This is a genomic window from Hydrogenophaga sp. PAMC20947 (assembly GCF_004795855.1).
Lineage (GTDB): Bacteria > Pseudomonadota > Gammaproteobacteria > Burkholderiales > Burkholderiaceae_C > Hydrogenophaga.
Genome location: NZ_CP039252.1, coordinates 3,339,313 through 3,364,020, shown reverse-complemented (window position 1 = coordinate 3,364,020; position 24,708 = coordinate 3,339,313). Strand labels below are relative to the sequence as shown.

The 24,708-nt window shown below is 60.6% G+C and carries 29 protein-coding genes and 1 tRNA gene; 20 read left to right on the top strand and 10 right to left on the bottom strand.

Features of this window, described 5'->3' with window-relative positions; translation table 11 throughout:
• Nucleotides 1-104: 104 nt before the first annotated feature.
• Nucleotides 105-938, top strand: coding sequence for a creatininase family protein (locus tag E5678_RS15335; RefSeq protein WP_136179332.1), 834 nt, complete (start codon nt 105-107; stop codon nt 936-938).
• A gap of 212 nt (nt 939-1,150) precedes the next feature.
• On the opposite strand, the gene E5678_RS15330 is transcribed toward E5678_RS15335, so the two are convergent.
• Nucleotides 1,151-1,999, bottom strand: a complete 849-nt coding sequence (locus E5678_RS15330) for a DMT family transporter (RefSeq protein WP_136179331.1) — start codon at nt 1,997-1,999, stop codon at nt 1,151-1,153.
• A gap of 35 nt (nt 2,000-2,034) precedes the next feature.
• Between E5678_RS15330 and E5678_RS15325 the strand changes: the two genes are divergently transcribed.
• Together E5678_RS15325 and E5678_RS15320 are read left to right on the top strand one after the other, a co-directional pair.
• Nucleotides 2,035-2,385 (top strand): carboxymuconolactone decarboxylase family protein, encoded by a 351-nt coding sequence (locus tag E5678_RS15325; RefSeq protein WP_136179330.1) that lies wholly within the window; start codon nt 2,035-2,037, stop codon nt 2,383-2,385.
• Nucleotides 2,386-2,530: 145 nt separating this feature from the next.
• The gene (locus E5678_RS15320) at nt 2,531-3,376 is read left to right on the top strand and encodes a UDP-2,3-diacylglucosamine diphosphatase (protein WP_247597041.1); all 846 of its coding nucleotides are present in this window, start codon (nt 2,531-2,533) and stop codon (nt 3,374-3,376) included.
• Nucleotides 3,377-3,380: 4 nt separating this feature from the next.
• Here E5678_RS15320 and lipA read toward each other — a convergent pair whose 3' ends face one another.
• The 4 genes from lipA to E5678_RS15300 are packed head-to-tail and all read right to left on the bottom strand — an operon-like array spanning nt 3,381 to nt 6,348.
• Nucleotides 3,381-4,403 (bottom strand): lipoyl synthase, encoded by a 1,023-nt coding sequence (gene lipA, locus E5678_RS15315; RefSeq protein ID WP_136180806.1) that lies wholly within the window; start codon nt 4,401-4,403, stop codon nt 3,381-3,383.
• Nucleotides 4,404-4,429: 26 nt separating this feature from the next.
• A complete protein-coding gene (gene lipB, locus E5678_RS15310; protein WP_136179328.1) occupies nt 4,430-5,122 on the bottom strand; it encodes a lipoyl(octanoyl) transferase LipB in 693 nt (230 codons plus the stop codon).
• Between the two features lie 14 nt (nt 5,123-5,136).
• Nucleotides 5,137-5,424 (bottom strand): DUF493 family protein, encoded by a 288-nt coding sequence (locus tag E5678_RS15305; protein WP_136179327.1) that lies wholly within the window; start codon nt 5,422-5,424, stop codon nt 5,137-5,139.
• A gap of 15 nt (nt 5,425-5,439) precedes the next feature.
• The gene (locus E5678_RS15300; protein ID WP_136179326.1) at nt 5,440-6,348 is read right to left on the bottom strand and encodes a D-amino acid aminotransferase; all 909 of its coding nucleotides are present in this window, start codon (nt 6,346-6,348) and stop codon (nt 5,440-5,442) included.
• Nucleotides 6,349-6,498: 150 nt separating this feature from the next.
• On the opposite strand from E5678_RS15300, the gene E5678_RS15295 reads away from it, so the two are divergent.
• The 10 genes from E5678_RS15295 (at nt 6,499) to E5678_RS15250 (ending at nt 14,652) form a co-directional block, all read left to right on the top strand.
• Entirely contained in the window at nt 6,499-7,014 is a 516-nt protein-coding gene (locus E5678_RS15295; RefSeq protein ID WP_136179325.1) for an ATP synthase subunit I, read from the top strand.
• A gap of 14 nt (nt 7,015-7,028) precedes the next feature.
• Nucleotides 7,029-7,907: a F0F1 ATP synthase subunit A gene (gene atpB, locus E5678_RS15290; protein WP_136179324.1), complete on the top strand. Its 879-nt coding sequence runs from the start codon at nt 7,029-7,031 to the stop codon at nt 7,905-7,907.
• A 78-nt stretch (nt 7,908-7,985) separates the two neighbouring features.
• Nucleotides 7,986-8,234: a F0F1 ATP synthase subunit C gene (gene atpE / locus E5678_RS15285; protein ID WP_136179323.1), complete on the top strand. Its 249-nt coding sequence runs from the start codon at nt 7,986-7,988 to the stop codon at nt 8,232-8,234.
• 124 nt (nt 8,235-8,358) lie between these two features.
• Nucleotides 8,359-8,829, top strand: coding sequence for a F0F1 ATP synthase subunit B (locus E5678_RS15280; protein ID WP_136179322.1), 471 nt, complete (start codon nt 8,359-8,361; stop codon nt 8,827-8,829).
• Nucleotides 8,830-8,881: 52 nt separating this feature from the next.
• Nucleotides 8,882-9,412, top strand: a complete 531-nt coding sequence (locus tag E5678_RS15275) for a F0F1 ATP synthase subunit delta (protein ID WP_136179321.1) — start codon at nt 8,882-8,884, stop codon at nt 9,410-9,412.
• Between the two features lie 61 nt (nt 9,413-9,473).
• Nucleotides 9,474-11,030, top strand: coding sequence for a F0F1 ATP synthase subunit alpha (gene atpA, locus E5678_RS15270; protein ID WP_136179320.1), 1,557 nt, complete (start codon nt 9,474-9,476; stop codon nt 11,028-11,030).
• Between the two features lie 37 nt (nt 11,031-11,067).
• Nucleotides 11,068-11,934 (top strand): F0F1 ATP synthase subunit gamma, encoded by an 867-nt coding sequence (gene atpG / locus E5678_RS15265; RefSeq protein ID WP_136179319.1) that lies wholly within the window; start codon nt 11,068-11,070, stop codon nt 11,932-11,934.
• Nucleotides 11,935-11,973: 39 nt separating this feature from the next.
• Nucleotides 11,974-13,380, top strand: a complete 1,407-nt coding sequence (gene atpD, locus E5678_RS15260; protein WP_136179318.1) for a F0F1 ATP synthase subunit beta — start codon at nt 11,974-11,976, stop codon at nt 13,378-13,380.
• 120 nt (nt 13,381-13,500) lie between these two features.
• Nucleotides 13,501-13,917 (top strand): F0F1 ATP synthase subunit epsilon, encoded by a 417-nt coding sequence (locus tag E5678_RS15255; RefSeq protein ID WP_136179317.1) that lies wholly within the window; start codon nt 13,501-13,503, stop codon nt 13,915-13,917.
• A 126-nt stretch (nt 13,918-14,043) separates the two neighbouring features.
• Entirely contained in the window at nt 14,044-14,652 is a 609-nt protein-coding gene (locus E5678_RS15250) for a cyclic nucleotide-binding domain-containing protein (protein ID WP_247597040.1), read from the top strand.
• A 54-nt stretch (nt 14,653-14,706) separates the two neighbouring features.
• On the opposite strand, the gene E5678_RS15245 is transcribed toward E5678_RS15250, so the two are convergent.
• The 3 genes from E5678_RS15245 to E5678_RS15235 are packed head-to-tail and all read right to left on the bottom strand — an operon-like array spanning nt 14,707 to nt 16,736.
• Complete coding sequence (locus E5678_RS15245) at nt 14,707-15,237, bottom strand: TPM domain-containing protein (protein ID WP_136179316.1); 531 nt, start codon at nt 15,235-15,237, stop codon at nt 14,707-14,709.
• A 3-nt stretch (nt 15,238-15,240) separates the two neighbouring features.
• Nucleotides 15,241-16,143: a TPM domain-containing protein gene (locus E5678_RS15240; RefSeq protein ID WP_210731926.1), complete on the bottom strand. Its 903-nt coding sequence runs from the start codon at nt 16,141-16,143 to the stop codon at nt 15,241-15,243.
• On the bottom strand, nt 16,140-16,736 hold the full coding sequence (locus E5678_RS15235; RefSeq protein ID WP_136179315.1) for a LemA family protein: 597 nt from the start codon (nt 16,734-16,736) through the stop codon (nt 16,140-16,142). Before E5678_RS15235 ends, E5678_RS15240 begins: the two co-directional genes overlap by 4 nt.
• A 141-nt stretch (nt 16,737-16,877) precedes the next feature.
• Between E5678_RS15235 and E5678_RS15230 the strand changes: the two genes are divergently transcribed.
• From E5678_RS15230 to E5678_RS15220, 3 genes are read left to right on the top strand one after another with little or no spacing between them, the layout of a single operon-like run.
• Nucleotides 16,878-17,315: a nuclear transport factor 2 family protein gene (locus E5678_RS15230; RefSeq protein ID WP_136179314.1), complete on the top strand. Its 438-nt coding sequence runs from the start codon at nt 16,878-16,880 to the stop codon at nt 17,313-17,315.
• Nucleotides 17,316-17,336: 21 nt separating this feature from the next.
• Complete coding sequence (locus tag E5678_RS15225) at nt 17,337-18,428, top strand: alpha/beta fold hydrolase (RefSeq protein WP_247596796.1); 1,092 nt, start codon at nt 17,337-17,339, stop codon at nt 18,426-18,428.
• 7 nt (nt 18,429-18,435) lie between these two features.
• Nucleotides 18,436-19,014 carry a DUF2946 family protein gene (locus E5678_RS15220; RefSeq protein ID WP_136179313.1) on the top strand — a complete coding sequence of 193 codons (579 nt, stop codon included), beginning with the start codon at nt 18,436-18,438 and terminating at the stop codon, nt 19,012-19,014.
• Nucleotides 19,015-19,128: 114 nt separating this feature from the next.
• Here E5678_RS15220 and E5678_RS15215 read toward each other — a convergent pair whose 3' ends face one another.
• Entirely contained in the window at nt 19,129-19,995 is an 867-nt protein-coding gene (locus tag E5678_RS15215; protein ID WP_136179312.1) for a c-type cytochrome, read from the bottom strand.
• Between the two features lie 141 nt (nt 19,996-20,136).
• On the opposite strand from E5678_RS15215, the gene E5678_RS15210 reads away from it, so the two are divergent.
• A tRNA-Arg gene (locus E5678_RS15210) sits at nt 20,137-20,212 on the top strand.
• A 563-nt stretch (nt 20,213-20,775) separates the two neighbouring features.
• Here E5678_RS15210 and E5678_RS15205 read toward each other — a convergent pair.
• On the bottom strand, nt 20,776-21,123 hold the full coding sequence (locus E5678_RS15205; protein WP_136179311.1) for a DUF192 domain-containing protein: 348 nt from the start codon (nt 21,121-21,123) through the stop codon (nt 20,776-20,778).
• Nucleotides 21,124-21,567: 444 nt separating this feature from the next.
• Between E5678_RS15205 and E5678_RS15200 the strand changes: the two genes are divergently transcribed.
• The 3 genes from E5678_RS15200 to E5678_RS15190 all read left to right on the top strand — a co-directional run bounded on the left by E5678_RS15200 (nt 21,568) and on the right by E5678_RS15190 (nt 24,692).
• On the top strand, nt 21,568-21,948 hold the full coding sequence (locus E5678_RS15200; protein ID WP_136179310.1) for a hypothetical protein: 381 nt from the start codon (nt 21,568-21,570) through the stop codon (nt 21,946-21,948).
• A gap of 8 nt (nt 21,949-21,956) precedes the next feature.
• Nucleotides 21,957-22,367 (top strand): hypothetical protein, encoded by a 411-nt coding sequence (locus tag E5678_RS15195; protein ID WP_136179309.1) that lies wholly within the window; start codon nt 21,957-21,959, stop codon nt 22,365-22,367.
• 354 nt (nt 22,368-22,721) lie between these two features.
• Nucleotides 22,722-24,692, top strand: a complete 1,971-nt coding sequence (locus tag E5678_RS15190; protein WP_210731925.1) for a tetratricopeptide repeat protein — start codon at nt 22,722-22,724, stop codon at nt 24,690-24,692.
• The last annotated feature ends 16 nt before the right edge of the window (nt 24,693-24,708 follow it).

The following is a 24,708-nucleotide window of genomic DNA, read 5'->3' as shown; positions in this document are numbered from 1 at the left end:
CATCATCCTGGAAGCTGCGGAGGATTCCAATCTTCCCCTTTTTCGCGTCCCGGGGATGGATCTTTCAACCCGGGTGCAGAGGGCGCCGCCTTACACTGCGGGTCATGACGCCAGCATCGCCTTATTGGTCCGACCTCAGCACCGCCGATTTTTCACAACTCGACAAGGCACGCGCCATCGCGGTTTTACCGGTGGCCGCCACCGAGCAGCACGGACCGCATTTGCCCCTCTCGGTCGACGCCGACATCGTCAACGGCGTGGTGAGCGCGGCTGTGCCACATCTGGCGCCCGGCTTGCCAGCCTTGTTTCTGCCCACGCAGGCCGTGGGCTTCAGCCCCGAGCACACCCGCTTTCCGGGTACGCTAACGCTCAAGGCGGAAACGCTGATCCGCATCTGGACAGAGATCGGTGAATGTGTGGCGGCCAGTGGTGTGAACAAGCTGGTGTTGTTCAATGCCCATGGCGGGCAAGTGGGCGCCATGGATCTGGTGGCGCGCGATCTGCGGGCCCGTCTCGGCATGCTGGTGTACAGCGTGAGCTGGTTCAACCTGCCGTTGATCGACGCACAGGGCCAGGATGTCAACGACTTGTTCAGTGACGAAGAACACCGTTTTGGCATCCATGCCGGCGAGATTGAAACGTCCATGATGCTGGCACTCAAACCGGCGCAGGTGCGCATGGCGCAAGCCGAGTATTTCCGCTCGACCTCACAGACCCGCGCCGCCGAATTTCCAATTGTGGGCAATGGAAAAAGTGCCAAGCTGGGCTGGCAGATGCAGGACTACAACGCCGAAGGGGCCGTGGGCAATGCGGGCGCGGCCACCGCGGCCAAAGGCGAGCGCTTGCTGGAGGCAGCCGGGCGGGGGCTGGCTGCCCTGCTTGCCGAGATCGACCGGCTACCGCCCGATACCCTGCAGCAGCGCACGGCGTTCGAGTGAGATCCTGGATCCGTTTTTCGCCTTCGGCGCCCTAAGCGTCTGCGCGGCAGAAGGATCGTCGGCTGCAACGTGGCCGCAGCGGTCCAATTTCCACCGCCTTTTTGCCCCATAGCTGGGCCATGAGGCTGCAAATCTGGCGAAAACCGCCCTCGCTGGGGCCCCTTTTTGCTTCGACGCCTACTGCCGCGCAGGCCCCAAGATCCGACCGGCACCTAGACCCTGCTTTTTCGCGTGGCAATCACCGCCGCGCCCACGATCATCAGCGCCGCCAGACCCACCGACCAGCTGGGCATCTGGCGCTGCATGGCCAGCAAGACCAGTGTGGACAGCAGCGGCGTGATGAAGCTCAAAACCCCGATCTGGCGCGCGTCGCCGCGTTTGAGCGCGGCGTCCCACAGGAAAAACGAACCTCCCAGCGGACCCAGTCCGATCAGAACGATCACAACCCAATCGGAGCCCGACAGCGGGGTCGAGGGCTCCAGCCAGGCGTGGCACAGCAAGGCCAACACCCCCGAGATCAGTGCAAAGCTGCCGATGGCAGCGGTGGGGAAGGGCTTCACCCGCTTGGTGAGCAGCGAGTAGCTGGCCCAGATGAAGGCCGAAATCAGCGCTGGTATGTAGCCCCAGGCCCAAAGCGGCGCATCCGGATCGGTGGCCCGGCCGCCCAGAATGGCCAGGGCCGCACCGCCAAAACCCAACAGGGCGGCCAGCAGGTGGCGCGGGGTCAGCGACATACCCGGCAGGTACAGCGGCGCCATCACCACAATGCCCAGCGGCCACAGGTAGTTGATCAGATTGGCCTGCACCGGCGGCGCATTCTGCAGCGCCATGAACAGCAGAAAGTGGTAGCCAAACAGACCAAACACACCAATCGCCAGCGTCTTTGGCGGGACGAGCCACTGACGAAAATCAAAGCGCGACAGTGGCAGTGCGATCAAACTGCCTGTCAGCAGTGCGAGACCGGTCAACAAAAACGGCGGCACATGCGTGACCGCCACCGCCAGCGCGGCCAGCGATGCCCAGATCACGATGGCACCCAGGGCCAGCAGGTTGGCGTTCATACGGAAATTCCATTCTTCACAAAGGACACGCTTTCATGGCTACGTTTGATCACAGCGGATTGATGCAAGACATCAACGACAGTCTTGCCCCGTTTCGCAAGGCACAGCCAGATGCCATGGCTGGCTTTGGCGCGTTGGCCAAAGCGGCCATCACCGACGGCGTGCTCAGCGCCAAACAGAAAGAGTTGATCGCGTTGTCCATCGGTGTGACCCAGCGCTGCTCGGGCTGTATCGGCTTTCACGTCAAAGCTTTGCACCGCCTGCAGTGCACACGCGCCGAGCTCGAAGAAATGCTCGCTGTGTGTGTGTACATGGGCGGAGGCCCGGCGCTGATGTACGCAGCCGAAGCCATCACGGCATGGGAAAAGTTGAATCCTCAAGCTTGAGTTGAGCGGCGCGAGCGCGCGAGTGTACCCGGCGCCTGTTCATTCAGGGTGTCGTGCCCTGTCATGAAACCCTCGCGCAAACGTCATCCGACGGCCATGGTGCGGGACGAAACTGTGGGGCATGCGACGCGACCCGATCCCTCTCATGGGCCCCATGGATCCGCCCGAAGCCGAGTTCGACGGGCGGGAGCGTCTGCGCGTGCGCACGGTGTGGATCTCAGATCTGCATCTGGGCACCGCAGGCTGCCAGGCCACCGCACTGCTGGATTTCCTTCGCACCGTGGAGTGCGACACCCTGTACCTGGTGGGCGACATCATTGACGGCTGGCAGTTGCGCCGCCAGTGGTACTGGCCGCAGGGCCACAACGACGTGGTGCAAAAGCTGTTGCGCAAGGCGCGCAAAGGCACCCGTGTGGTGTTTGTACCGGGCAACCACGACGAGTTCGCCCGCAAGTACCTGGGCCACAATTTCGGTGGTGTTGACGTGGTGGAAGACGCCGTGCACGAAACCGCTGACGGCCGCTTGCTGTGGGTCACCCACGGCGACCATTTTGATGGCGTGATCCAGTGCGCCAAATGGCTGGCCCATGTGGGCGACTGGGCCTATGAAACGACCTTGCGGGTGAATCGGCGCCTCAATTCCTGGCGCGCCCGCCTGGGCCTGCCTTACTGGAGCTTGTCGCGTTACCTCAAGCTGAAGGTCAAGCGCGCGGTGAGCTATGTGAGTAATTTTGAAGTGGCCGTGGCCCGCGAAGCCCGTGAGCGGGGGCTGCACGGCGTGGTTTGTGGCCACATCCACCACGCCGAGATCCGCTCCATCGACGGCACTCTTTACTGCAACGATGGCGATTGGGTCGAGAGTCTCACGGCGCTGGTCGAACACGCCGATGGGCGTCTCGAAATCCTCGACTGGTCAGCCCGCAGCCATGAGGCTCAGGCCGCCCATGCCGAAGGTGATCCTGCGTCTGAAGCCGCTCTGGCCAGCGTTTGACTGGTCAGCGCTGGGGTTGTGCGGCCAACACGCCACTGGCCTGCTGGTCCGCGTGGTAGCTGCTGCGAACCATGGCGCCCACCGCTGCGTGCGTGAAACCCATCTTGTAGGCCTCAGCCTCGAACATCTTGAAGGTGTCGGGGTGCACATAGCGGCGCACGGGCAGGTGGTGGCCGCTGGGCGCGAGGTACTGGCCAATGGTCAGCATTTCGATGTTGTGCGCGCGCATGTCACGCATCACCTGCAGAATTTCTTCGTCGGTCTCGCCCAAGCCCACCATGATGCCGCTCTTGGTGGGTATGTGTGGAAACAAGGCCTTGAATTTCTTCAGCAGATTCAGGCTGAACTGGTAGTCCGAACCCGGGCGGGCTTCCTTGTACAGGCGCGGCGCAGTCTCCAGGTTGTGGTTCATCACATCAGGCGGCGCAGCCTTCAGGATTTCCAGCGCCTTTTCATCGCGGCCCCGGAAATCGGGCACGAGTACTTCGATTTGCGTGCCGGGCGACAGCTCGCGAATCTGGCGAATGCAGTCCACAAAATGCCCAGCGCCGCCGTCGCGCAAATCGTCGCGGTCCACGCTGGTGATCACCACGTATTTCAGTTTCAGCTGCGAAATGGTTTTGGCCAGGTTCAACGGCTCGTCAGCGTCCAGCGGATCGGGGCGGCCGTGCCCCACATCGCAGAACGGGCAGCGCCGCGTGCACTTGTCGCCCATGATCATGAAGGTTGCCGTGCCCTTGCCAAAGCACTCGCCGATGTTGGGGCAGCTGGCTTCTTCGCAAACCGTCACCAGCTTGTTGGCCCGCAGCACATCCTTGATCTCGTAAAAGCGTGTCGTCGGCGAGCCGGCCTTGACGCGGATCCACTCCGGCTTCTTCAGCACCTCGGCCGGCACGATCTTGATCGGGATGCGCGCCGTCTTGGCCTGGCTCTTTTGCTTGGCCGTGGCATCGTAGTTGGCGGTCGTCTGGGCTTCGCGCACGGTGTTGGACTCGGGAGCGGCGGCAGGGGTATCGATGCGGTTCATGGCGTGCACGCACGGGGCGTGAAAGTTCAGGGCGAGAGGGCGGTGGCGAGCTTGTGGCTCAGCACCTGCGCCGCTTCATCCCATGAAGCGGCCACCCCGATTGTAGAAAGGTCCACGGTTTCCAGCCCCTGATACCCACAAGGGTTGATGCGCTGGAAGGGTTGCAGGTCCATGGCCACGTTGAGTGCCACACCGTGGTAGGTGCAATGGCGGCTCACTTTGATGCCCAGTGCGGCAATTTTTCCCAGACCAGTGAAGTCGGGATCGACGGTGGGTTGGCCCGGCAGTTTTTTCTGTGGGCGCTGGGGCAACAAAGCATGGCTGCCCGGGTCATCCAGTCGCACATAGATCCCCGGCGCGCCGGCCACCCGGTGGCCCGTCACCCCAAAGTGGTCCAGGGTACGGATCACGGCGTCTTCGATTCGGTAGACATACTCTTTGACAAAGTAGCCCGCCCGCTGCAGGTTGACCAGTGGATACACCACCACCTGGCCGGGCCCGTGGAACGTCACCTGCCCACCCCGGTTGGTCTGGACCACCGGAATATCCCCAGGTGCCAGCAAATGGTCTTCGCGCCCGGCAATCCCTTGGGTAAACACCGCAGGGTGTTCACACAGCCACAGCTCGTCGGGCGTGTCAGGCGTTCGTGCTTCCGTGAACGCCTGCATCGCCTCAAAGGTGGGGGCGTATTCCACCCGGCCCATCGCTCGCAGCAACATGGTGTTGGCCAGCCCTAGAGCGTGTACTTCACCAGCGGGTGAGATGTCAGGGTTCGGTAGATCTCGTCGAGTTGCTCCCGGTCGGTCACGTAGATCGTCAAGGTCAATCCGATGTAGTTGCCTGCCTTGCTGGGTCGCCGCTCCACCGTGCCATGGTCGAATTCGGGCTCAAACGAGCGAGCGACGAACACCATGGCCGATACAAACTCTTCTGTGTGCGCCCCCATCACCTTGATGGGGAAGCGACAGGGGTACTCGATGAGCGACTGCTCGGGCGGAATCTCTCGGGGGGTGGTGTTCATTTCGTATCGCTCCTCTCAGGCGGGGGTGGCTTTCACGGTCTGGTAGCCAGCGTACAGCCGCGCGTACACAGGTCCGGGCTTGCCTGAGCCCACGGGCTGGCCGTCCAGCAGCGTGATCGGCAGCACTTCTTTGGTGGCCGACGACAGCAGCAGCTCGTCGGCCGACAGCACTTCTTCGCGGCTGATGGCCCGCAATTCAAACGGAATGCCCTGATCCCGGCAGATGCGCTCGATCAGTCCGAACCGGATGCCTTCGAGCACCAGGTTGTCCTTGGGTGGGCCCATCACCACGCCATTCTTGACCACCCAGACGTTGCTGGCCGCCGCTTCGCTCAGCAGGCCGTCGCGGAACATCACCGTTTCCAGCGCACCGGCATCGGCGCTGATCTGGCGGGAGAACACCGCGCCCAGCAAACTGGTGCTCTTGATGTGGGCCTTCTTCCAGCGGAAATCGTCGGCCGTGACACAAGTCACGCCTTGCGCGCGCTGGGTGTCGCTCGGCAGTTTCATTTCGCTGGCCATCACATACACCGTGGGCCGCAGACCCGGCAGCATCACATGGTCACGCGGCGCGACGCCGCGGGTCACCTGGATGTAGATGAGCTGGTGGCTCGCCCCGGTGCTCTGGCTCAAGTCATCGATCAGGCGCCTTGCGATCGCCTGCCACTCGGCGCGGGCCAGGGGATTGGGGATGCGCAGCTCCTTGAGCGAGCGATCCAGGCGGGCCATGTGTTCTTCAAAGCAGAACACCTGGCCGTTGTAAGCGGGCAGGACTTCGTAGACGCCGTCACCAAAGATGAAGCCGCGGTCCATGACGCTGATCTGGGTGTCACACACCCGACCAAACTGGCCATTCAAATAGCAGAGGGACTCCGGGAGCGGGTAGGTTGTGTCGGGCGCATCGCCCAAAAGGGTGGAATTCATATCCGGATTATCGGATGCCGACACGGCGCGCGCAGAGTCTCGCCAGACAGCCAAACGACAGCTTGCTTAAGTATCGGGTTTCTACGTATAATGAGCGGCTTTGCAATCCTGTTCACATTTGTAACCTGCCTGTAATTTACTATGCACAAAATGCCGGAGCCCCAAGCCCCGGCTGCACAGCAGTCAGGCGGCGATGAGTGGGAAGATGAGGCGCAAGAGCCCGAATTCAAGCCCCTGACGCGCGAAGAAGCGCAGCAGTGGCGAGCCGGTCAGCCAGAGATATCCATCTGGCGCCTGGTGGGGTTGCAGTGGGTGGTTGGGCTGGTGGTGAGTCTGCTGGGGTGGTTTTTTACCCAGCGTGCGCCAGTGGCCTGGTCGATCTTCTATGGGTCTGCTTCTGTGGCGTTGCCTTCGGCCTTGATGGCTTATGGTTTGACGTCCAGTGCGCTGTCCCGGCTGTTGGCCGGGTTTGCCCAGGCAGCTTTTGCCGGCTTCCTGTTGTGGGAAGGGGTGAAAATTTTGTTGGCGGTGACCATGATGTGGTTTGCGCCGCAGGTGGTTTCAGAGCTCAGCTGGATCGGCCTTTTGGTCGGTCTTGCGGTGGCTTTAAAGGTGTACTGGCTTGGATTTTTGATCCAGTCCAGGCGTTCTAACGTAAACGGTTGATAGGCGCGACTAACATGGCAGTAGAAGGTATCGGTCCTACCCCAGGCGAATACATCCGCCACCACTTGGTCCATTTGACGAACCACAAGCAGGGGTTCATCGTAGACTTTTCAGTCATCAACATCGACTCCGTTGTGGTGAGTTCATTGTTGGGTGCGTTGGTGTGTTTTGTGTTGTGGCGCGCTGCTCGCGTGGCCACTTCGGGTGTGCCCGGTCGTTTCCAGGCCGCTGTAGAGATGCTGGTTGAGATGGTTGACAGTCAGGCCAAAGGGGTCATCCACAACGCCCAGAGCCGCAAGCTGGTTGCGCCGTTGGCGTTGACGGTGTTCTGCTGGATCTTCGCCATGAACTTCATGGACATGCTGCCAGTGGATCTGATCCCCCAGATTTGGGAAAAGATCTATGGCGCTGCAGGCAACGATCCCCACCACGCCTATTTGCGCGTTGTTCCTACCGCTGATTTGTCGACCACGCTGGGTCTGTCGATCTCCGTATTGCTGATGTGTGTCTTCTACAACCTCAAGATCAAAGGTCTGGGTGGTTGGGCGCACGAACTGGTGACCGCGCCTTTCGGCACCAGCAAAAATCCAGTTTGGGCATTGCTTTTGGGCGTGACCAACTTCCTGATGCAAATGATCGAGTTCGTGGCGAAGACGGTTTCGCACGGCATGCGGTTGTTTGGCAACATGTTCGCGGGTGAACTGGTGTTCATGCTGATTGCGCTGTTGGGCGGCTTTGCCTCCCTCTCGCTGTCCGGTGGGCTCTTCTTCGTCGGACACGTGATCGCAGGCACGGTGTGGACCTTGTTCCATATCTTGATCATCACCTTGCAGGCGTTCATTTTCATGATGCTGGCCTTGATTTATCTGGGCCAGGCGCATGACGCTCACTGAGTTGCGCGGTTTCACCTCGCTCTGAGTTATCTCGTTTTTTCTTTTCTTTTCAACTCTTCGTCCATTTAAGGAATCATCATGGAAAACGTTCTGGGTCTCGTCGCATTGGCTTGCGGTCTTATCGTTGGTCTGGGTGCCATTGGTGCCTCTATCGGTATTGCTCTCATGGGCGGCAAATTTCTGGAAGCTTCGGCTCGCCAGCCTGAGTTGATGAACGACCTGCAAACCAAGATGTTCATCTTGGCCGGTCTGATCGACGCTGCCTTCCTGATCGGTGTGGCGATCGCGCTGTTGTTTGCATTCGCCAACCCCTTCGTGCTGGCGTAATGAAATTTGCTGTCCAGCGCAGCGGTAGGGGGTTGCCCGCCATCAAGCAGGCCACCAGGAAACCCACCGTTGACGCGGCAGCAAGCGCGTCACCACTCTTGTCAACACACAGAAAGGCGTTGCGATGAATATCAATGCAACCCTCTTTGCGCAGGCCGTTGTCTTCGCGATTCTGGTGTGGTTCACGATGAAATTCGTGTGGCCACCCATCGCCAAGGCGCTCGACGAGCGTGCGTTAAAGATTTCCGAAGGTCTGGCATCCGCTGAGAAGGCCAAATCCGAGTTGGCCGTGGCCAACAAGCGGGTGGAAGCCGAGCTGAGCCAGTCGCGCAATGAAGCCGGCGTACGCCTGGCCGATGCTGAGCGACGTGCCCAGACCGTGATCGAGGAGGCGAAAGCCCGCGCCACGGACGAAGCAGCCAAGATCGTGGCATCCGCCCGTCAGGAAGCTGAGCAGCAAGTCGTCAAGGCCCGTGAAGCCCTGCGCGAAGAAGTCGCTGCTTTGGCCGTCAAAGGTGCCGAGCAGATCCTCAAGCGCGAAGTCAACGCTGGCGTTCACGCCGAGTTGCTGGGTCGCCTGAAGACCGAGCTCTGATCCTCTAGCGTCTACGCTCCTACCGAAACCCCGCAGGCATTCAAGGCAGACCATGGCAGAAATTGCAACCATCGCCCGTCCCTACGCAGAAGCGCTGTTCAAGGCCGCTGGCGCCAACGCTGGCAGCGTGGCCGTTTGGCTCGATGAGCTGGCCGCAGTGGCCGGTAACGTGCAGCTGCTTCAATTCGCTGGCAATCCGACGTCGACCCAGGCGCAGGTGTTTGATGTCATTTCTGGCGCGGTGAAAACCGCTTTGCCCGAAATGGGGAAAAACTTCCTGCGCACGGTGATCGACAACGGGCGCATCGCTGCGTTGCCTGAGATCGCTGGCCAGTTCCGCGTCTTGAAGAATGCCCAGCAGGGCAGCTTCGACGCAGTGGTGTACAGCGCTTTTGACATCGACGCCGCTGCCTTGGCTGAACTGTCGGGTGTGCTGGAAAAGCGCTTCGCCCGCAAGCTCAACCTGAAGGTCGAGTTGCAGTCCGATTTGATCGGCGGCATCCGCGTGGTGGTCGGTGACGAGGTGCTCGACACCTCGGTCAAGGCCCGTCTCCAACAAATGAAAGTTGCCCTGACGGCTTGACAGCCTCAGGCTGGCTGCTAGTGCACGCCCACATCCCATTTAACGAAAGAAGGAAAGAGCCATGCAACTCAATCCCGCCGAAATTTCCGAATTGATCAAGTCCCGCATCGAGGGTCTGGGCGCTGCCAGTGATGTGCGCAACCAGGGTACCGTCGTGTCGGTGACCGACGGTATCGTCCGCGTGCACGGCCTGTCCGATGTGATGCAGGGCGAAATGCTGGAATTCCCCGCCAACAAGGACGGCGTGCCTTCCTTCGGTCTGGCACTGAACCTCGAGCGCGACTCGGTCGGTTCCGTGATCTTGGGTGAGTACGAGCACATCTCCGAAGGCGACACCGTCAAGTGCACGGGCCGCATTCTGGAAGTGCCCGTAGGCCCTGAGTTGATTGGCCGCGTGGTCAATGCGCTGGGTCAGCCTATCGACGGCAAAGGCCCGATCAACGCCAAGCTGACCGACGTGATCGAAAAGGTCGCCCCTGGTGTGATCGCCCGTAAATCCGTTGACCAGCCTGTGCAAACCGGCTTGAAGGCGATCGACTCCATGGTGCCCGTGGGCCGTGGCCAGCGCGAATTGATCATTGGCGATCGCCAGACCGGCAAAACCGCCGTCGCCATCGACGCCATCATCAACCAAAAAGGTCAGAACATGACCTGCGTCTATGTCGCGATTGGCCAGAAGGCCTCGTCGATCAAAAACGTGGTGCGTGCTCTGGAGCAGGCTGGCGCGATGGAATACACCATTGTGGTGGCCGCTTCTGCCGCTGAATCTGCTGCCATGCAGTACCTGTCGGCCTACTCAGGTTGCACGATGGGCGAATACTTCCGTGACCGCGGCGAAGACGCGCTGATCGTTTATGACGATCTGTCCAAGCAAGCTGTTGCTTACCGTCAAGTGTCGCTGTTGCTGCGCCGCCCACCAGGCCGTGAAGCCTACCCTGGCGATGTGTTCTATCTCCACAGCCGTCTGCTGGAGCGTGCTGCCCGCGTGAATGCCGACTACGTCGAAGCGTTCACCAAAGGCGCCGTCAAAGGCAAGACCGGTTCCCTGACCGCTCTGCCCATCATTGAAACGCAAGCCGGCGACGTGTCCGCTTTCGTGCCAACCAACGTGATCTCGATCACCGATGGTCAGATTTTCCTGGAAACCAACCTGTTCAACGCCGGTATCCGCCCCGCCATCAACGCCGGTATTTCCGTGTCGCGTGTGGGTGGTGCAGCCCAGACCAAGCTGATCAAGAACCTCTCCGGTGGTATCCGCACCGACTTGGCCCAGTACCGTGAATTGGCTGCCTTTGCGCAGTTCGCTTCCGATCTGGACGAAGCGACCCGCAAACAGCTCGACCGCGGTGCCCGCGTGACCGAATTGTTGAAGCAGGCCCAGTACGCACCCCAGTCGATCGGCATCATGGCGTCCACGCTGTTTGCTGTGAACAAGGGTTACATGGATGATCTGGAAGTCAAGCAAGTGCTGGCCTTTGAAGCGGGCATGCATGCCCACCTGAAAGACAAGCACGCTGCGTTGTTGGCCAAGCTCGAGAACGATCGCGCCATGGACAAAGACGCAGAAGCTCAGCTGGCCGCAGCGATCGCCGACTTCAAGAAAACCGGCACGTACTGATCCGGCCCATTGACGACGACCTTCAAAAGGAGCCCCAATGGCAGCAGGTAAGGAAATACGCGGCAAGATCAAATCGGTGGAAAACACCAAGAAGATCACCAAAGCCATGGAAATGGTGGCCGCCTCAAAAATGCGCAAGGCGCAGGAACGCATGCGTGCGGCCCGGCCTTACGCGGAGAAAGTGCGTCAGATCACCGGCAACCTGAGCCGTGCGAACCCTGAGTACACCCATCCCTTCATGCAAACCAACGAAGCCAAAACCGTCGGTTTTGTCTTGGTCACGACCGACAAAGGTCTGTGCGGTGGCATGAACACCAACATCTTGCGCGCGCTCACAGCCCAGCTCAAGGAGTTGCAGTCCAAAGGTCTCAGCGCTGAAGCTGTGGCCATTGGCAACAAGGGCTTGGGATTTCTCAACCGCATCAATGCCAAGGTGGTGTCGAGCGCCATTGCGCTGGGTGACAGGCCTCACCTGGACAAGCTGATCGGCCCCGTCAAGGCGCTGCTCGACGCGTACACCGAAGGCCGCATCAACGCTGTGTATGTCTGCTACACCAAGTTCATCAACACGATGAAGCAGGAAGCCGTCATTGAGCAGTTGTTGCCGCTGAATGCGGAAGCGATGCAAGAAGGTGCCAAGGGCCGCGACTGGGATTATGTGTACGAGCCCGACGCTGCCGCGGTCATTGACGAGTTGCTGCTGCGTTACGTGGAAGCCCAGGTCTTTCAGGCTGTGGCCGAAAACATGGCGTCCGAGCAATCGGCACGCATGGTGGCCATGAAGGCCGCCACCGACAACGCCGGTGAGGTCATCGGCGAACTCAAGCTGGTCTACAACAAGACCCGCCAGGCAGCGATCACGAAAGAACTTTCGGAAATCGTCGCCGGCGCCGCTGCGGTTTGATGTTCAACAGAATTTAGCGAATCAGAAAAGGTATCCATCATGTCTCAAGTACAAGGCAAGATCGTTCAGTGTATCGGCGCAGTTGTGGACGTGGAATTCCCACGCAGCCACATGCCCCACATATACGACGCGTTGAAAATGGAAGGCACGGCCTTGACGCTGGAAGTCCAGCAGCAGCTGGGCGACGGCGTGGTGCGCACGATTGCGCTGGGCTCTTCCGACGGCCTGCGCCGCGGCATGATGGTGACCAACACCAACAACCCCATCATGGTGCCCGTGGGCAAAGCGACCCTGGGTCGCATCATGGACGTGCTCGGCGCGCCCATCGACGAGCGCGGCCCCGTGGATCAGGCCTTGACCGCCTCCATCCACCGCAAGCCACCTGCATACGACGAATTGAGCCCTTCGCAAGAATTGCTCGAAACCGGCATCAAGGTGATCGACCTGGTGTGTCCTTTCGCCAAGGGCGGTAAGGTCGGTTTGTTCGGTGGTGCCGGTGTGGGCAAGACCGTTAACATGATGGAACTCATCAACAACATCGCCAAGGCCCACTCGGGCGTGTCGGTGTTTGCCGGTGTGGGTGAGCGTACCCGTGAGGGCAACGACTTCTATCACGAGATGGCCGATTCCGGCGTGGTGAACCTCGAGAACCTCGAAGACTCCAAAGTGGCCATGGTTTACGGCCAGATGAACGAGCCCCCAGGAAACCGTCTGCGCGTTGCGCTGACCGGACTGACCATCGCTGAGTCGTTCCGCGACGAAGGCAAAGACGTGCTGTTCTTCGTGGACAACATCTACCGCTACACGCTCGCCGGTACCGAAGTGTCCGCACTGTTGGGCCGTATGCCTTCAGCCGTGGGCTACCAGCCTACGCTGGCCGAAGAGATGGGCCGCTTGCAAGAGCGGATCACCTCCACCAAGGTGGGCTCGATTACCTCGATCCAGGCCGTTTACGTGCCTGCCGACGATTACACCGATCCATCGCCAGCAACCACGTTTGCCCACCTGGATTCCACCGTGGCCTTGTCGCGTGAAATCGCCTCGCTGGGTATTTACCCCGCTGTGGATCCACTTGACTCCACCAGCCGCCAGCTGGATCCGCTGATCGTCGGCCAGGAGCACTACGAAGTGGCCCGCGCCGTGCAAGGCACGCTGCAGCGCTACAAAGAACTGCGCGACATCATTGCCATTCTCGGCATGGACGAACTGGCTCCTGACGACAAGCTGGCTGTGGCCCGCGCTCGCAAGATCCAGCGTTTCCTGTCGCAGCCGTTCCACGTGGCCGAAGTGTTCACGGGCTCGCCTGGCAAGTACGTGCCGTTGGCAGAAACCATCCGTGGTTTCAAGATGATCACCAATGGCGAGTGCGATCACTTGCCAGAGCAGGCTTTCTACATGGTCGGCACGATCGACGAAGCCTTCGAAAAGGCTAAAAAAGTCGCGTAAAGCGGCGTACTCGGGCGCCCGGTGTCGTTGGTGTGCTCAATGTGCGAGAGCACATTTCCGCGCACCGCCTAGCCGGACACCCGAATACTTGCTTTCCTTCGACTTTTTACAGGAGTACATATGAGCACCATTCGCGTCGATGTAGTCAGCGCCGAAGAGTCGATCTTTTCAGGCGATGCCAAATTCGTGGCGTTGCCGGGCGAATCCGGTGAGTTGGGCATTTTGCCCGGCCACATTCCGTTGATCACCCGCATCAGGCCCGGTGCCGTTCGCATCGAAAAGGCCGACGGCGGCGAAGAGTTCGTGTTTGTGGCTGGCGGCATTCTGGAAGTGCAGCCCAACCACATCACCGTGTTGTCCGACACCGCCATTCGCGGCAAAGATCTGGACGAAGCCAAAGCCGCAGATGCCCGCAAGGAAGCGGAAGAGGCTGTGAAGAACGCCAAGAGCGACATCGATCTGGCCAAAGCCACCTCCGAGCTTGCTGTCATGGCCGCTCAGATTGCAGCCTTGCGAAAGTACCGCCAGAAAAAATAAGCTGAAGCGGGCGACCTGCGCCTGTGTTTGCTGAAGAGACCGGCCATAAACCGGTCTTTTTTTCGCCTTGAAATGCCGCAGACGCAGCACAATAGCGCACCGATTCCCCTACCCCATTTGAAGTACGTGTCCCAGTACCCGGTGTCCTCGATGTTCGAAAGCCCAGACCTCGCTCCCGAGGAGGTCGCGGCTCGCCTGTTGGTCACACCATCGGCCCTGGACGACCTGACCCTGGCCGATGCGATGACCGTTGTGACCTACATGCGGCCCAAACGCATACCGGCTGGAACGGTCGTGATCAAGGAGGGCGAAGTCAAACACAACGACTACATGTTGCTGATCCTGGAGGGGGATATCTCGGTGGAGAGCGAACTTCTCGGAGGGGATTCCGAAGCTCTGGTGGTCAATGTGATCGGCCCGGGTCATTTGATAGGGGAGATGGGCCTGCTGGACGGCTCACCTCGTTCGGCCCGGTGTACGGCCGATACCGATGTGGCCGCCGCGGTGTTGTCGCGTACGGCGCTGATGCGCTTGCTGCGGGATCATCCACGGACCGGATCGCGCCTCCTTCTGGCCATTTCCAAGCGCATGGCTGACCGGTTGCGTGAAACCACGCGCAAGTTGCGCTCGTTCGCTCAAATGAACAAAGCCCTGCAGGAAGAGCTTCAGATTGTCATGAACAACCGGACACTGAGCGAAGCCCGGGCTTCACGCGAGCGAAACAAAGCCCCCTGAGCCTTGGCAGTGCGTTTCCAATGGGCATGCTCCATGCCCCGTGCTGGAACGATGTCAGGCACGCACCACCGCATTGGTGAGTTCATTGGGTCGAGACAAACCGGAATCCAGCGGGAAGTGGGCAACGAGCAGCGCTGACACTTCTTCAAGCGCCGCAGTCAGGCCATCTTCAAATGCACCTTCATGCAGCCGATGGCCCAGTCGGTCCACCATGGCTTGCCAGTTCGCTTGATCAACCCGCCGGGTAAGCGCCCGGTCGGCGACCACTTCAATGGCGTGTTCGGCGAGCAACAGGTAAATCAGCACGCCATTGTTGTGCTCGGTGTCCCAAATGCCCAACCGGCCAAACCAGCTCAATGCACGTTCCCGCACCCGGTGCGATAGGGGCACGGCTGGACCGCTGCGCCAGACGTAGGACAGCGGCAATGCCGCTTCAACGCAAATGCGAATCTCGCCGGTGTGGCGGGCTTCGCTGGCCGCGACACGCCGTGCCAGGCGCTCGGCCATGGCATCGGGAATGGCCCGCAGTGTGTCACCTCGATCGAACCAGCGGTGTTTGAAAATCAGGATCCAGCGACTCAGCATGCCTTACCACCCACCGGAGGCGCCACCGCCCCCAAAGTTGCCACCGCCGCCGGAGCCAAATCCCCCGCCGCCGCTGCCACCGCCGCCGCCGCCGCCCCATCCCCCGCCGCCCGAGCCCCGTCCCGAACGCGGCAGGCTGGGCGAGAGCTGCATGAACAGAGCCACGACCATGGCCAACACACCCGCTCCGACGGCGATCCAGAGCACATAGGTCAGCATCCAGGCGAGAGCACCGGCGGCGACGCCACCGATCGCAGTGCCCAGCTTGTTGCCAAACATGCCCCTCAACACCGTGGAAATGATGGGCACGGCAAAGACCATGAAGATCAGCAAGTCCGATCCAGACAGGCTGTCAGCCGCGCCCGGCTCACCTGTCTCTGGAAGGGGCAGCGCCTCGCCACTCACCAGCGCCAGAATCTGATCGACGCCCGCGTCGATACCGCCCGCAAAATCACCGCGGCGCAACGCAGGCGTCACAGCCTGATCGATGATGCGCTTGGCCATCAGGTCGGGGATGGCACCCTCCAGCGCCTTGGCAGGGGCGATGCGCAGGCGCCGGTCGTCTTTCGCAATCACAAACAACAGGCCATCGCCGACCTCTCGTCGACCGATCTTCCAGGCGTCTCCCAGCCGTTGGGTGTAGTCGGCAATGTCTTCTGGTGCAGTGGTGGGAACCAGCAACACCACGATCTGGGTGCCTTTGGCTTGCTCGAAAGCGGCCAGTTTGCTTTCCAGCGCCGCCACGCTCTGCGGGCTCAAGGTACCCGTCTGGTCCATGACGCGCGCCTGCAGCGCTGGCACCGGTAGCACCCCCTGAGCCCAAACAGGGAACAGCATGGACGCACCCAGGCACACCGCCAGCAACAGGCAGGTCCGAGCGCGACGCAGCCATCCCGTAAGGTTCATGGCTTGTTGAAGTCGACCTTGGGCGGCTGCGTGATGGCGGCCTCATTTTCAACCTGGAAATTGGCCTTGGGCGCATAGCTGAACACCATGGCGGTGAGGTTGCTCGGAAAGCTCCGCGCCAGCACGTTGTATTCCTGAATCGCCTCGATATAGCGATTGCGCGCCACTGTGACCCGGTTCTCTGTGCCCTCCAACTGCACGCGCAGGTCACTGAACCCTTGGTTGGCCTTCAGGTTGGGGTATTGCTCAACCACCACCATCAAGCGGCTGAGGGCGCTGCTGACCTCGCCCTGAGCAGCCTGAAACTTCGCCATGGCGGCTGGGTCATTGACCATCTCGGGCGTCATCTGGATTGAAGTGGCCTTGGAGCGCGCCTCAATCACCTTGGTCAAGGTTTCCTGCTCAAAATTCGCTTCGCCTTTGACGGTGGCGACGATGTTGGGGATGAGATCGGCACGCCGTTGGTACTGATTGAGCACCTCGGACCAGGCGGACCGGCTCTGCTCATCCAGCCGTTGAAAGTCGTTGTAGCCGCAGCCGGTCAGGCCAAAGACCAGCAACAGGGCTGCAGCCCAACGATAAAAGACTGGCATTGAATGGTGCATGAATCCTCCTGAACTCGGGGGGCTTGGTAGGCCGGGCGCTTGCTATCTCTGGGACTATACCTGCTGGATCTGCATGCACAGGTCGGCAGGCGGGTGTGTGTGGTGCCTGGAAAGCTGCAAAATGGCACGATGCGCAAATCCAAACCGCCCCTCAGTTCCCCCGAAGACACAGAGCATGCTTTCTACGAAGCCCTGCAACAAGGCGACATTGAGCGCCTGATGGCCTGTTGGGCCGACGAAGAAGATGTTGTCTGCGTGCACCCTGGCGGGCCACGTCTGCTGGGCCACGCCGCCGTGCGTGCAGCCTTTGAGGCGCTGTTTGCCAATGGCAGTGTCAAGGCGCAAGCTGAAAAGGTCCGGCGTCTTGATGCCGGCTCCAGCAGCGTGCACAGCGTGATCGAGCGGGTGGAGGTCATGGGCAACGACGGGCCGCAAGTGGCCTGGGTGCTTGCAACCAATGTGTACGTCAAGACCGTGCATGGCTGGCGTCTGATCGCTCACCATGCCAGCCAGGGCTCAGCGACCGAACCTGTTGACGTGTACACCGAGCCCACGGTGCTGCACTGAGTGTTGCGAGGCAACCATTCCTTGGACCTGACCACCTACAGAGCGCCGTGGTGGTTGCCGGGTGGCAACGCGCAGACATTGTGGGCAGCGCTGGCCGCACGGCGTCACCATGGTCCCGCACCCGCTTGGGCGCGCACACGGTGGGACACGCCAGATGGCGACTTCATCGACCTTGATCAAGCGGTGCATGAAAGCGGTGCTTCGGCGCCATTGCTGGTGCTGTTTCATGGGCTGGAGGGCTCCTCGGCCAGTCAATACGCGGTGGCCTTCGCAGACTTCGCGCGCGAGCACGGTCTTGCCATGGTCGTGCCCCATTTTCGTGGCTGCTCGGGTGAGCTGAACCGGGGGCCACGGGCGTACCACTCCGGCGATCATGAGGAAATCGACTGGATCCTGAGGCAACTCAAGGCGGAGCACCCCAGCAGGCCTTTGGTGGCGGCCGGTGTTTCCCTGGGAGGCAACGCCTTGCTGCGGTGGGCCGGCGAGCAGGGCGAGCAGGCAGCGGGCGTGGCCAGCGCGCTGGCGGCGGTGTGTTCTCCGCTGGACCTGACCGCGGGCGGACATGCGATTGGGCGCGGCTTCAACCGGCTGGTCTACACCCGCATGTTCCTGTCCACCATGGTGCCCAAGGCCCTGAGAAAGCTGGAGCAACACCCCGGTTTGTTCGATGGGGACGCGCTGCGAGCCGCGCGCGATCTCTATGAGTTTGACAACCTGTTCACCGCGCCCTTGCACGGCTTCCGCGATACAGACGATTACTGGCAACGCGCCTCTGCCAAGCCGGTGTTGGCGGACATCCGTGTGCCTGCGCTGGCGGTCAATGCGCGCAACGACCCCTTTGTGCCCAGCGCTTCATTGCCCGACCCACAGAAGGCGGGCGACTGGGTCACGCTGTGGCAGCCGGAGCACGGCGGACACGTAGGCTTCCCCGTCTCGTCGGGCGCAGTGCTGGGGATGCCGGGGCACGTTCGCGTCATGCCCGATGCGGTGGGGTCCTGGCTGCTCGCTCAATTGGGTACGTTGCCGTTGGTAGCGGTCAATGAGACCGGCGGACGTGTGCCCGACCCTCACTCGGCTTCAATGGGTCGACCGCGCCCCAAAACTGGGTTGTAATCGCCTGATGGATGACATCGTCAAAGCTGCGCTGGCCAAGTGGCCGAATGTACCTGCCTGTTATGGCTGGCTCGGGCTGGACGCGCGAGGGGATTGGTACATGCGTGACGATGGAACGCAGGCGGCCGGGCCCTTCGCGGTGCAGGCCGGTCAAGCTGGATCGGCCAGTAAAGGCTCCCGTTTGTTGCACGGCAAGCTGATCGATTTCATCGGCCGAAATTACCTGGCGGACGACGGTGGGCAATGGTTCTTTCAGAACGGCCCTCAGCGCGTTTATGTCGAGCTGGAAGCGGTGCCTTACGTGTGGCGTTTGCAGACCGACGGCGCCATCCTCGCCCACACCGGGGTGCCGGCGGGAGCCGTGCGCCAGAGCCTGCTCGACGAGACGGGCCATCTCTACCTGGTCACCGATCTGGGCCTGGGCCTGGTGCATACCAGCGACATGCTGCAGGCGGCCGACGCCGTGGAGCGGGGAGACTGGTCGCCCGTGGATGTGAAGGCGGGCGACTTGCCCGGCCAGTGGCAGTTCGTGCGCAGTCCGCAGCGCCAACATGACGGGACACAAACGACTGGCCAAAAAGCCTGACTGGCCAGGGCGATGAGCCCCGGTGGGAAGTCAGCAGGAAACGCAAGAGATATCCAAGAAAAAGGCCGCTCGTTGAGCGGCCTTTTCTGTTCAGGCGCAGAGCCTGATTGAAGATTACTTCACGGCTGCGAGCATGAATTCCACAGCCGCCTTGATGTCGGCGTCGGAGGCAGCTGAGCCGCCTTTGGGTGGCATTGCCCCCTTGCCTTTGATAACGCTGGAGGTGAGGGCGTCCAGACCCGTGGCCACGCGCGGAGCCCAGGCGGCTTTGTCGCCAAACTTGGGGGCACCCGCTACACCGGCAACATGGCACACCGAGCAGGCTTGCTTGTACAGGGCTTCGCCTGCGCCTTCTGCCACGGTTACCGCAGCCACTGGAGCGGCGGCGGGTTCAGCCGCAGGGGCGGCTGCGACGGCCGGGGCCATGGCCTCGGTCGCAGGGGCTGCGGCTGCTTCAGGAGCGGCGGGGGCTTCACCTTCAGCGGGAGCAGCGGCGGGCGCTGCTGGTTCTGCCAGCTTGCCACCGGCGGCATTCACCATGTGCACCACAGCACGGCCGATTTCCAGATCACTGAATGCGCCGCCACCCTGGGCAGCCATGGCGTTTAGGCCTTTCAGGGCATGGGTCAACAGGGTTTCATAGCCTTGGCCGATGCGGGGTGCCCATGCGGCAGCATCGCCGAACTTGGGAGCGCCAACAACACCGGCCGCATGGCAAGCTGAGCACTGAGCCGCGTATACAGCGTCACCGCTTGCCAGCGGACGGTTGGCATCGCGCAATTCGACCGAGCCCACCCGCTGAATGCGGATGGCGGTGGCCAGCTCCGGATCAACGGCGCCGGCTGCGGGCTTGTTGTCGGAGGTCACGTAGTACACCAGGCCAATGATGATGAAGATCGGGGCAACAAAGAAGAAGAACGACGTCCAGAGCAGCTGGGCGGGGGTTTTGATCGGGCCGGTATGGGAGTCGTGATCGCTCATGGGGTCCTCAAGGGGTGCGGAACTAGGCCTGGAAAGAAAAACGTGGGGTTGCCGGCCCAAAGCCAGACAGCATTCGATTATAGCCAGCCGGGCTACATCCTGGCCTGACAACCCGGGCCGCCTGATAGAATCGCAGGCGTTGCGGCTGTAGCTCAGTGGATAGAGTATTGGCCTCCGAAGCCAAGGGTCGTGGGTTCGATCCCCGCCAGCCGCACCATATCAATGACTCGCGTGGGTTTTTCGTGTCCCACGCCACTGTCGAACAGTCCTTCTGACGCAGTTGTAGCGCTTGGATTCGCGCCAAAGGTCAACATGACTCTTGGGGTTGGAGCGGCCGCCAGCAAAAGCTAGGGCCCGTATCTCTCTGCAGGCGTGCTCCCAGCCCTTCGCGCTGATCCTTGGCCCCCTCGTTGTCGTTGGTCACACCGATGCGGTACCGGCCTGCCAACACGGACATCCCCGGAAACCCAGATTGGCGATGAAGACTGGACTCGAAAGTTGCCAGCAGGGCGTCGAATGCTGGGGGTGTGGCACACCTTCTGCGCGAGGTTGAAATGGGCACACGTTCTCTTGCCCGCAGCGTAGGCAATCTGTTGATCGGGCAGACCCGGAATGGGGCACTGATGTGGTCCATTGTCTGGGGCAGACATGGGTCTCCCTTCGGTTAAGACATCCCGCTGCTGAGGCTTCGCCGCCAGCTATGCGGCGGCCGGTTGGGGTAACTGGGCTTCTTCAGCTGATATTCGGGGCCAAACTTGATTTGCTCAATCTGAACAGGTGCTATTTGAACTCGACCTGGTTGCCCACAAGCATGCCTAGCCGGACAATGCTTTTGGTCGGTAGTTCCAGCACCGACTTGGACTTCAGGCAGGCAGCCATCTGCCAAGGTTTCAGGTTTGGCACAAGTTTCACCACTTCATTTGATGCGTCCAGAAATACGACATCGATGGCGTACCTCATGCCGAACATGTGCACGGAATTGCAAGGCCGAATCAGGATCGCTTCATCGACCTTCAAAGGCGGGCGAAAGAGCAGGCCTCGAACCCTCTCGAAGGCTTTCAATGCCATGCGAACCTGAACCTTCGTGGGTTGCTTGTTCAGCCAGAGTTGTTTGGGAAGAGCGCTCATGTGCATACCGTTTCAAAAAATTGGCCAAGTGAGAAATCAGGCCACGAAGGTCCAAGGTCGACTGTTTGCCCATGACACTGGCAGTCCGGTCTGAACGCGACCGCGCTCAACCATGTTGGCCTACCTCTCAACAGCCCGTTGCAGTCTGTCGTAAACGTGCCAGCAAAAACACCCGTTGGAGCTTCTGCCGCCGTGTTCAGCCTTCCAGCTGGATACCTAAAATTGCGCCGATGGCCCGGGGGCAGCCGTTGCATTTTCGGTTCACGCACCTTTCAGACGAGGTTCCCGGTGGCCTGGCGTGTTGCCCGTTTCACAAAACTGTCGGCGGTAGACGCTATTATTGGCCTGGTCAAATAGTCTTAAAGTGATACTTCTTGCCGGTGTTGCCATCCCCCGATGGGGCAACATCATGCTTGCAACCTACATATTTCAGGAACCGTCTCAATGCCGATCTCTCATTGGAAACTCGTGTTGCTCGTGCCCGTGGTGTCTTTGTTGACCGCATGTGGGGGAGGGGGAAGCCCGGGCGATGGAACGGTGCCGCTGGAGGTGAAGCCAGGCGAAATCACGATTTCCGACGCGACAAGTGGGTGCCCCGGATTTGTGAGGGGAGTCGACGTGATGGTGACTGGAGGCAACAGCCCCTACACCATTCACAACCCCATTCCCCAAGCCATCGCGCTGACAACCTCTCGCGTAGATCGGGCTGGCCAGTCTTTCCACTTTGACGCGCTGGGTGGTTGCCTGGACAACATACCGCTGACCGTGACCGACGCCGATGCCAATAGCGTCGACTTTGTGATCAACCGGACCTATGCGCAGTAGTCGCAGGCATGGCTGGTCCGATTCGAATCATTGCACTGCTGGGCCTGGTGGCGTGCTTGTCGGCACACGCCACTTGCACACTGCCTGATCAGGGCGACCGGGTCTTCTATGGTGGTCAGCGCGATGAAACTGCGCTCTCGTGGTCGCTCGTGTGTGCCCACCCCACCAAACCTCGGGTGATTCGCAAGACGAGAGCATCAGAAAATGCCCCGGACGCAGGCGAGATGCGGCTTGATGCCATGGACAAAGAAGGTGTTGCCTTGATATTGTCACGAGAGCTCGCCAATACCCGAGCCGAACTGGAGAAAGCACGGCGACATGAAGATCGCGACTCCCTTCAAATGAAGGCGCATATTCACCGTCTCGAAGGCGATATGGCGGCGCTGCAAGCGGAATTGAGCCGCGCCCAAAAGCGGTAAAGCCCGCCAGATCCCGTGATGGAGAGGGTGACCCTCCTGACACGGTTACCCCGAAGGAACAGCGTCACCGATGCCAGCGCGACTGGGCAACCCGCCCGTCGAGCCTCGCTCGGCAAGCCGCCACAAACCTTGGCCACCGACGGCCATTTCCCCACCGACGAAAGTTGACCTTTTGCCATGAGCCGATTTTTCAGAAAGTCCTTAGAAATTCTGACTCAGGGTGTGGGCCATTTTTCCAGAGTGGTGCTTCACCGGCTCCAGCCGCCATCGAGCAAAAAATCAGCATTGGGTGGAAGGCCTGATGCCCCAGTCCAGCGCTCCGTTGAACCGGCAACCCCGCGGAAGAGCAAGAAAGTGCTGCTCATCGCTTCGATGGCCGCTCTTTTGATCACGGGTGGGCTGGTGTTTCGGTACAAATCCATGCCCCACGGTGAAACACTCGGCGCTGAAGCCACCGCTGCAGTCCATGGCGATTCGTGGCTTCACCAATACCGGCAAATATGGACAACCGCGCGCCAAGGGAGTGGCCCTGTGGACACCACTGCCTTGTCGGCGGCGGCACCCGCCGATCCCGTGTCCCAACTTTTGATGGAGCGGTTGATCGCCACCAAAACATTCCAAACCGATCTGAAGCTTGCCGCGTTCCCCCCCGGCCGGTTGGGCCTGAAGTGGTCCCAATACGATCCAGCGGCGCTTGAAATGCTTGCGGAAAATTTGGGTGAAGCCATTGAGCAGGCCATTGATGCGGGTCAATTGAAAGAGGCTGAGTCCATTGCCATCGAAGTATCACAATCGGGCCTGCTCGCCTCAGGGACGCTAAACCCCCAGACCGAAATGATGCTCAGGGTTGCCAACGGCCGCGCCGCAGCCACCGTGAGCGACCCGTCTCACGACGAAAGCACCAAGCGGCTGGTGAAATGGGTGACCTCGATGCAAGACCAGGCGTTGACAGAGGCGCTTCTGGATGCCCAGACATACCTGGCTGAGTTGGAAATCAGGGCGGGTGATTTTTCGCTGGCCCGCGAGCGGCTGCTGCCGTTGAGCAAAGCGGTTCTGGCAGGCAAGCCTGGGCAAGAGCGCAATTTGGAAGGGGCCCGAGCGCTGACGATGGCCCGCTTTGCCGGGGCGCTGTTGCGCGTGGGCGAGTTTCAACAAGCCCGCAAGGTGCTTGAACCCTACACGGCTATTTCCACGCTTGAGAACAACTGCTTCCCGTCGATGGATGCCCATTTGGTCGCGGCAGAGATTGCCATCGAAGAGGCCGAGTTTGTGCGAGCGGAAAGCGCCTTCGAACAAGTCCGGATTTGTCTGGACAAGCATCACCATCCCGGCTACTTCAAAGAAGCCCGCTTGCAAAACGGCTTGGGCATTCTTTACACCCAGATGGGGCGCCAGGAGGACGCCTCTGCCGCCTTGAACAAAGCCGCAGAAATCTGGGCGAAAACCCTGCCTCCCGAGCATGAGTGGATGGGCTCATTGCACAACAACCTGGGGGCACTGCAAAGAACGATGGGCCATTTTGATGAAGCCCGGGTCGAGTACGACGCCGCGGCTGGCATCTGGCGGGCCTCCCTTGGAGAAACCCACCCGCGCCTCGCAACTTACTACAACAACATTGCCGAACTGGGTATGCTGTCCGGGCAATTGAGCGAGGTAAAGGATGCGCTCAACAGCGCCTTGCAATTGCGCCGGGATGCCTATGGGGATAAGCATCCCTGGACCGCTGTGGTGGTGAGCAATATGGGGGAGTATTTGGCGCTGGTGGGGCAACCCGCTGCCGCACTCAACAACCACCGCATTGCACTGCGCATTCGCGAGCAGTCGCTGGGGATGGACCATGCCGACACGGCCATGAGTTTGAACAATCTGGGTGCGGTGCTGTTCGCGGGTCAAGAGTACCGGCAGTCGCTTGAAAGCTTCACACGGGCGGTTGCCATCAATAGAAAACTGTACGGTGACGGACACCCGCAGACGTGGTTGACCAAGCTCAACTTGGCAATCAACAACATGGCACTGGGGGACAACACAGCGGCCGAGATGTGGCTCAAGCAGATTGCAGACAACTTCGACAGCGATGCGCCTCCCTCGCGGCTGCAAATTTCGGTGCTTTCAAAGCTGGGTGATGTCCAGGTGGCATTGAACAAGCTGGCCGATGCCCAGACTCAATACCAACGGGTTCTGGAATCCGTGCCAGAACGCGATCGGGCTTCGCTGAAAACCCCCATTGGCGCAGCCTACCAAGGCCTTTCCCGAATCTATGCGATCGAAGGCAATACGGCCGCCGCCCGTGCGCTGGCCCGTAAGTACCCATGGGCCAAGCCTTGACCCGTCGCATTGAATT

Coding starts and splice junctions, on each gene's coding strand:
- E5678_RS15335 (WP_136179332.1), top strand. CDS start 105: ATGACGCCAGCATCGCCTTATTGGTCCGACCTCAGCACCGCCGATTTT.
- E5678_RS15330 (WP_136179331.1), bottom strand. CDS start 1,999: ATGAACGCCAACCTGCTGGCCCTGGGTGCCATCGTGATCTGGGCATCG.
- E5678_RS15325 (WP_136179330.1), top strand. CDS start 2,035: ATGGCTACGTTTGATCACAGCGGATTGATGCAAGACATCAACGACAGT.
- E5678_RS15320 (WP_247597041.1), top strand. CDS start 2,531: ATGGGCCCCATGGATCCGCCCGAAGCCGAGTTCGACGGGCGGGAGCGT.
- lipA (WP_136180806.1), bottom strand. CDS start 4,403: ATGAACCGCATCGATACCCCTGCCGCCGCTCCCGAGTCCAACACCGTG.
- lipB (WP_136179328.1), bottom strand. CDS start 5,122: ATGTTGCTGCGAGCGATGGGCCGGGTGGAATACGCCCCCACCTTTGAG.
- E5678_RS15305 (WP_136179327.1), bottom strand. CDS start 5,424: ATGAACACCACCCCCCGAGAGATTCCGCCCGAGCAGTCGCTCATCGAG.
- E5678_RS15300 (WP_136179326.1), bottom strand. CDS start 6,348: ATGAATTCCACCCTTTTGGGCGATGCGCCCGACACAACCTACCCGCTC.
- E5678_RS15295 (WP_136179325.1), top strand. CDS start 6,499: ATGCCGGAGCCCCAAGCCCCGGCTGCACAGCAGTCAGGCGGCGATGAG.
- atpB (WP_136179324.1), top strand. CDS start 7,029: ATGGCAGTAGAAGGTATCGGTCCTACCCCAGGCGAATACATCCGCCAC.
- atpE (WP_136179323.1), top strand. CDS start 7,986: ATGGAAAACGTTCTGGGTCTCGTCGCATTGGCTTGCGGTCTTATCGTT.
- E5678_RS15280 (WP_136179322.1), top strand. CDS start 8,359: ATGAATATCAATGCAACCCTCTTTGCGCAGGCCGTTGTCTTCGCGATT.
- E5678_RS15275 (WP_136179321.1), top strand. CDS start 8,882: ATGGCAGAAATTGCAACCATCGCCCGTCCCTACGCAGAAGCGCTGTTC.
- atpA (WP_136179320.1), top strand. CDS start 9,474: ATGCAACTCAATCCCGCCGAAATTTCCGAATTGATCAAGTCCCGCATC.
- atpG (WP_136179319.1), top strand. CDS start 11,068: ATGGCAGCAGGTAAGGAAATACGCGGCAAGATCAAATCGGTGGAAAAC.
- atpD (WP_136179318.1), top strand. CDS start 11,974: ATGTCTCAAGTACAAGGCAAGATCGTTCAGTGTATCGGCGCAGTTGTG.
- E5678_RS15255 (WP_136179317.1), top strand. CDS start 13,501: ATGAGCACCATTCGCGTCGATGTAGTCAGCGCCGAAGAGTCGATCTTT.
- E5678_RS15245 (WP_136179316.1), bottom strand. CDS start 15,237: ATGCTGAGTCGCTGGATCCTGATTTTCAAACACCGCTGGTTCGATCGA.
- E5678_RS15240 (WP_210731926.1), bottom strand. CDS start 16,143: ATGAACCTTACGGGATGGCTGCGTCGCGCTCGGACCTGCCTGTTGCTG.
- E5678_RS15235 (WP_136179315.1), bottom strand. CDS start 16,736: ATGCCAGTCTTTTATCGTTGGGCTGCAGCCCTGTTGCTGGTCTTTGGC.
- E5678_RS15230 (WP_136179314.1), top strand. CDS start 16,878: ATGCGCAAATCCAAACCGCCCCTCAGTTCCCCCGAAGACACAGAGCAT.
- E5678_RS15220 (WP_136179313.1), top strand. CDS start 18,436: ATGGATGACATCGTCAAAGCTGCGCTGGCCAAGTGGCCGAATGTACCT.
- E5678_RS15215 (WP_136179312.1), bottom strand. CDS start 19,995: ATGAGCGATCACGACTCCCATACCGGCCCGATCAAAACCCCCGCCCAG.
- E5678_RS15205 (WP_136179311.1), bottom strand. CDS start 21,123: ATGAGCGCTCTTCCCAAACAACTCTGGCTGAACAAGCAACCCACGAAG.
- E5678_RS15200 (WP_136179310.1), top strand. CDS start 21,568: ATGCCGATCTCTCATTGGAAACTCGTGTTGCTCGTGCCCGTGGTGTCT.
- E5678_RS15195 (WP_136179309.1), top strand. CDS start 21,957: ATGGCTGGTCCGATTCGAATCATTGCACTGCTGGGCCTGGTGGCGTGC.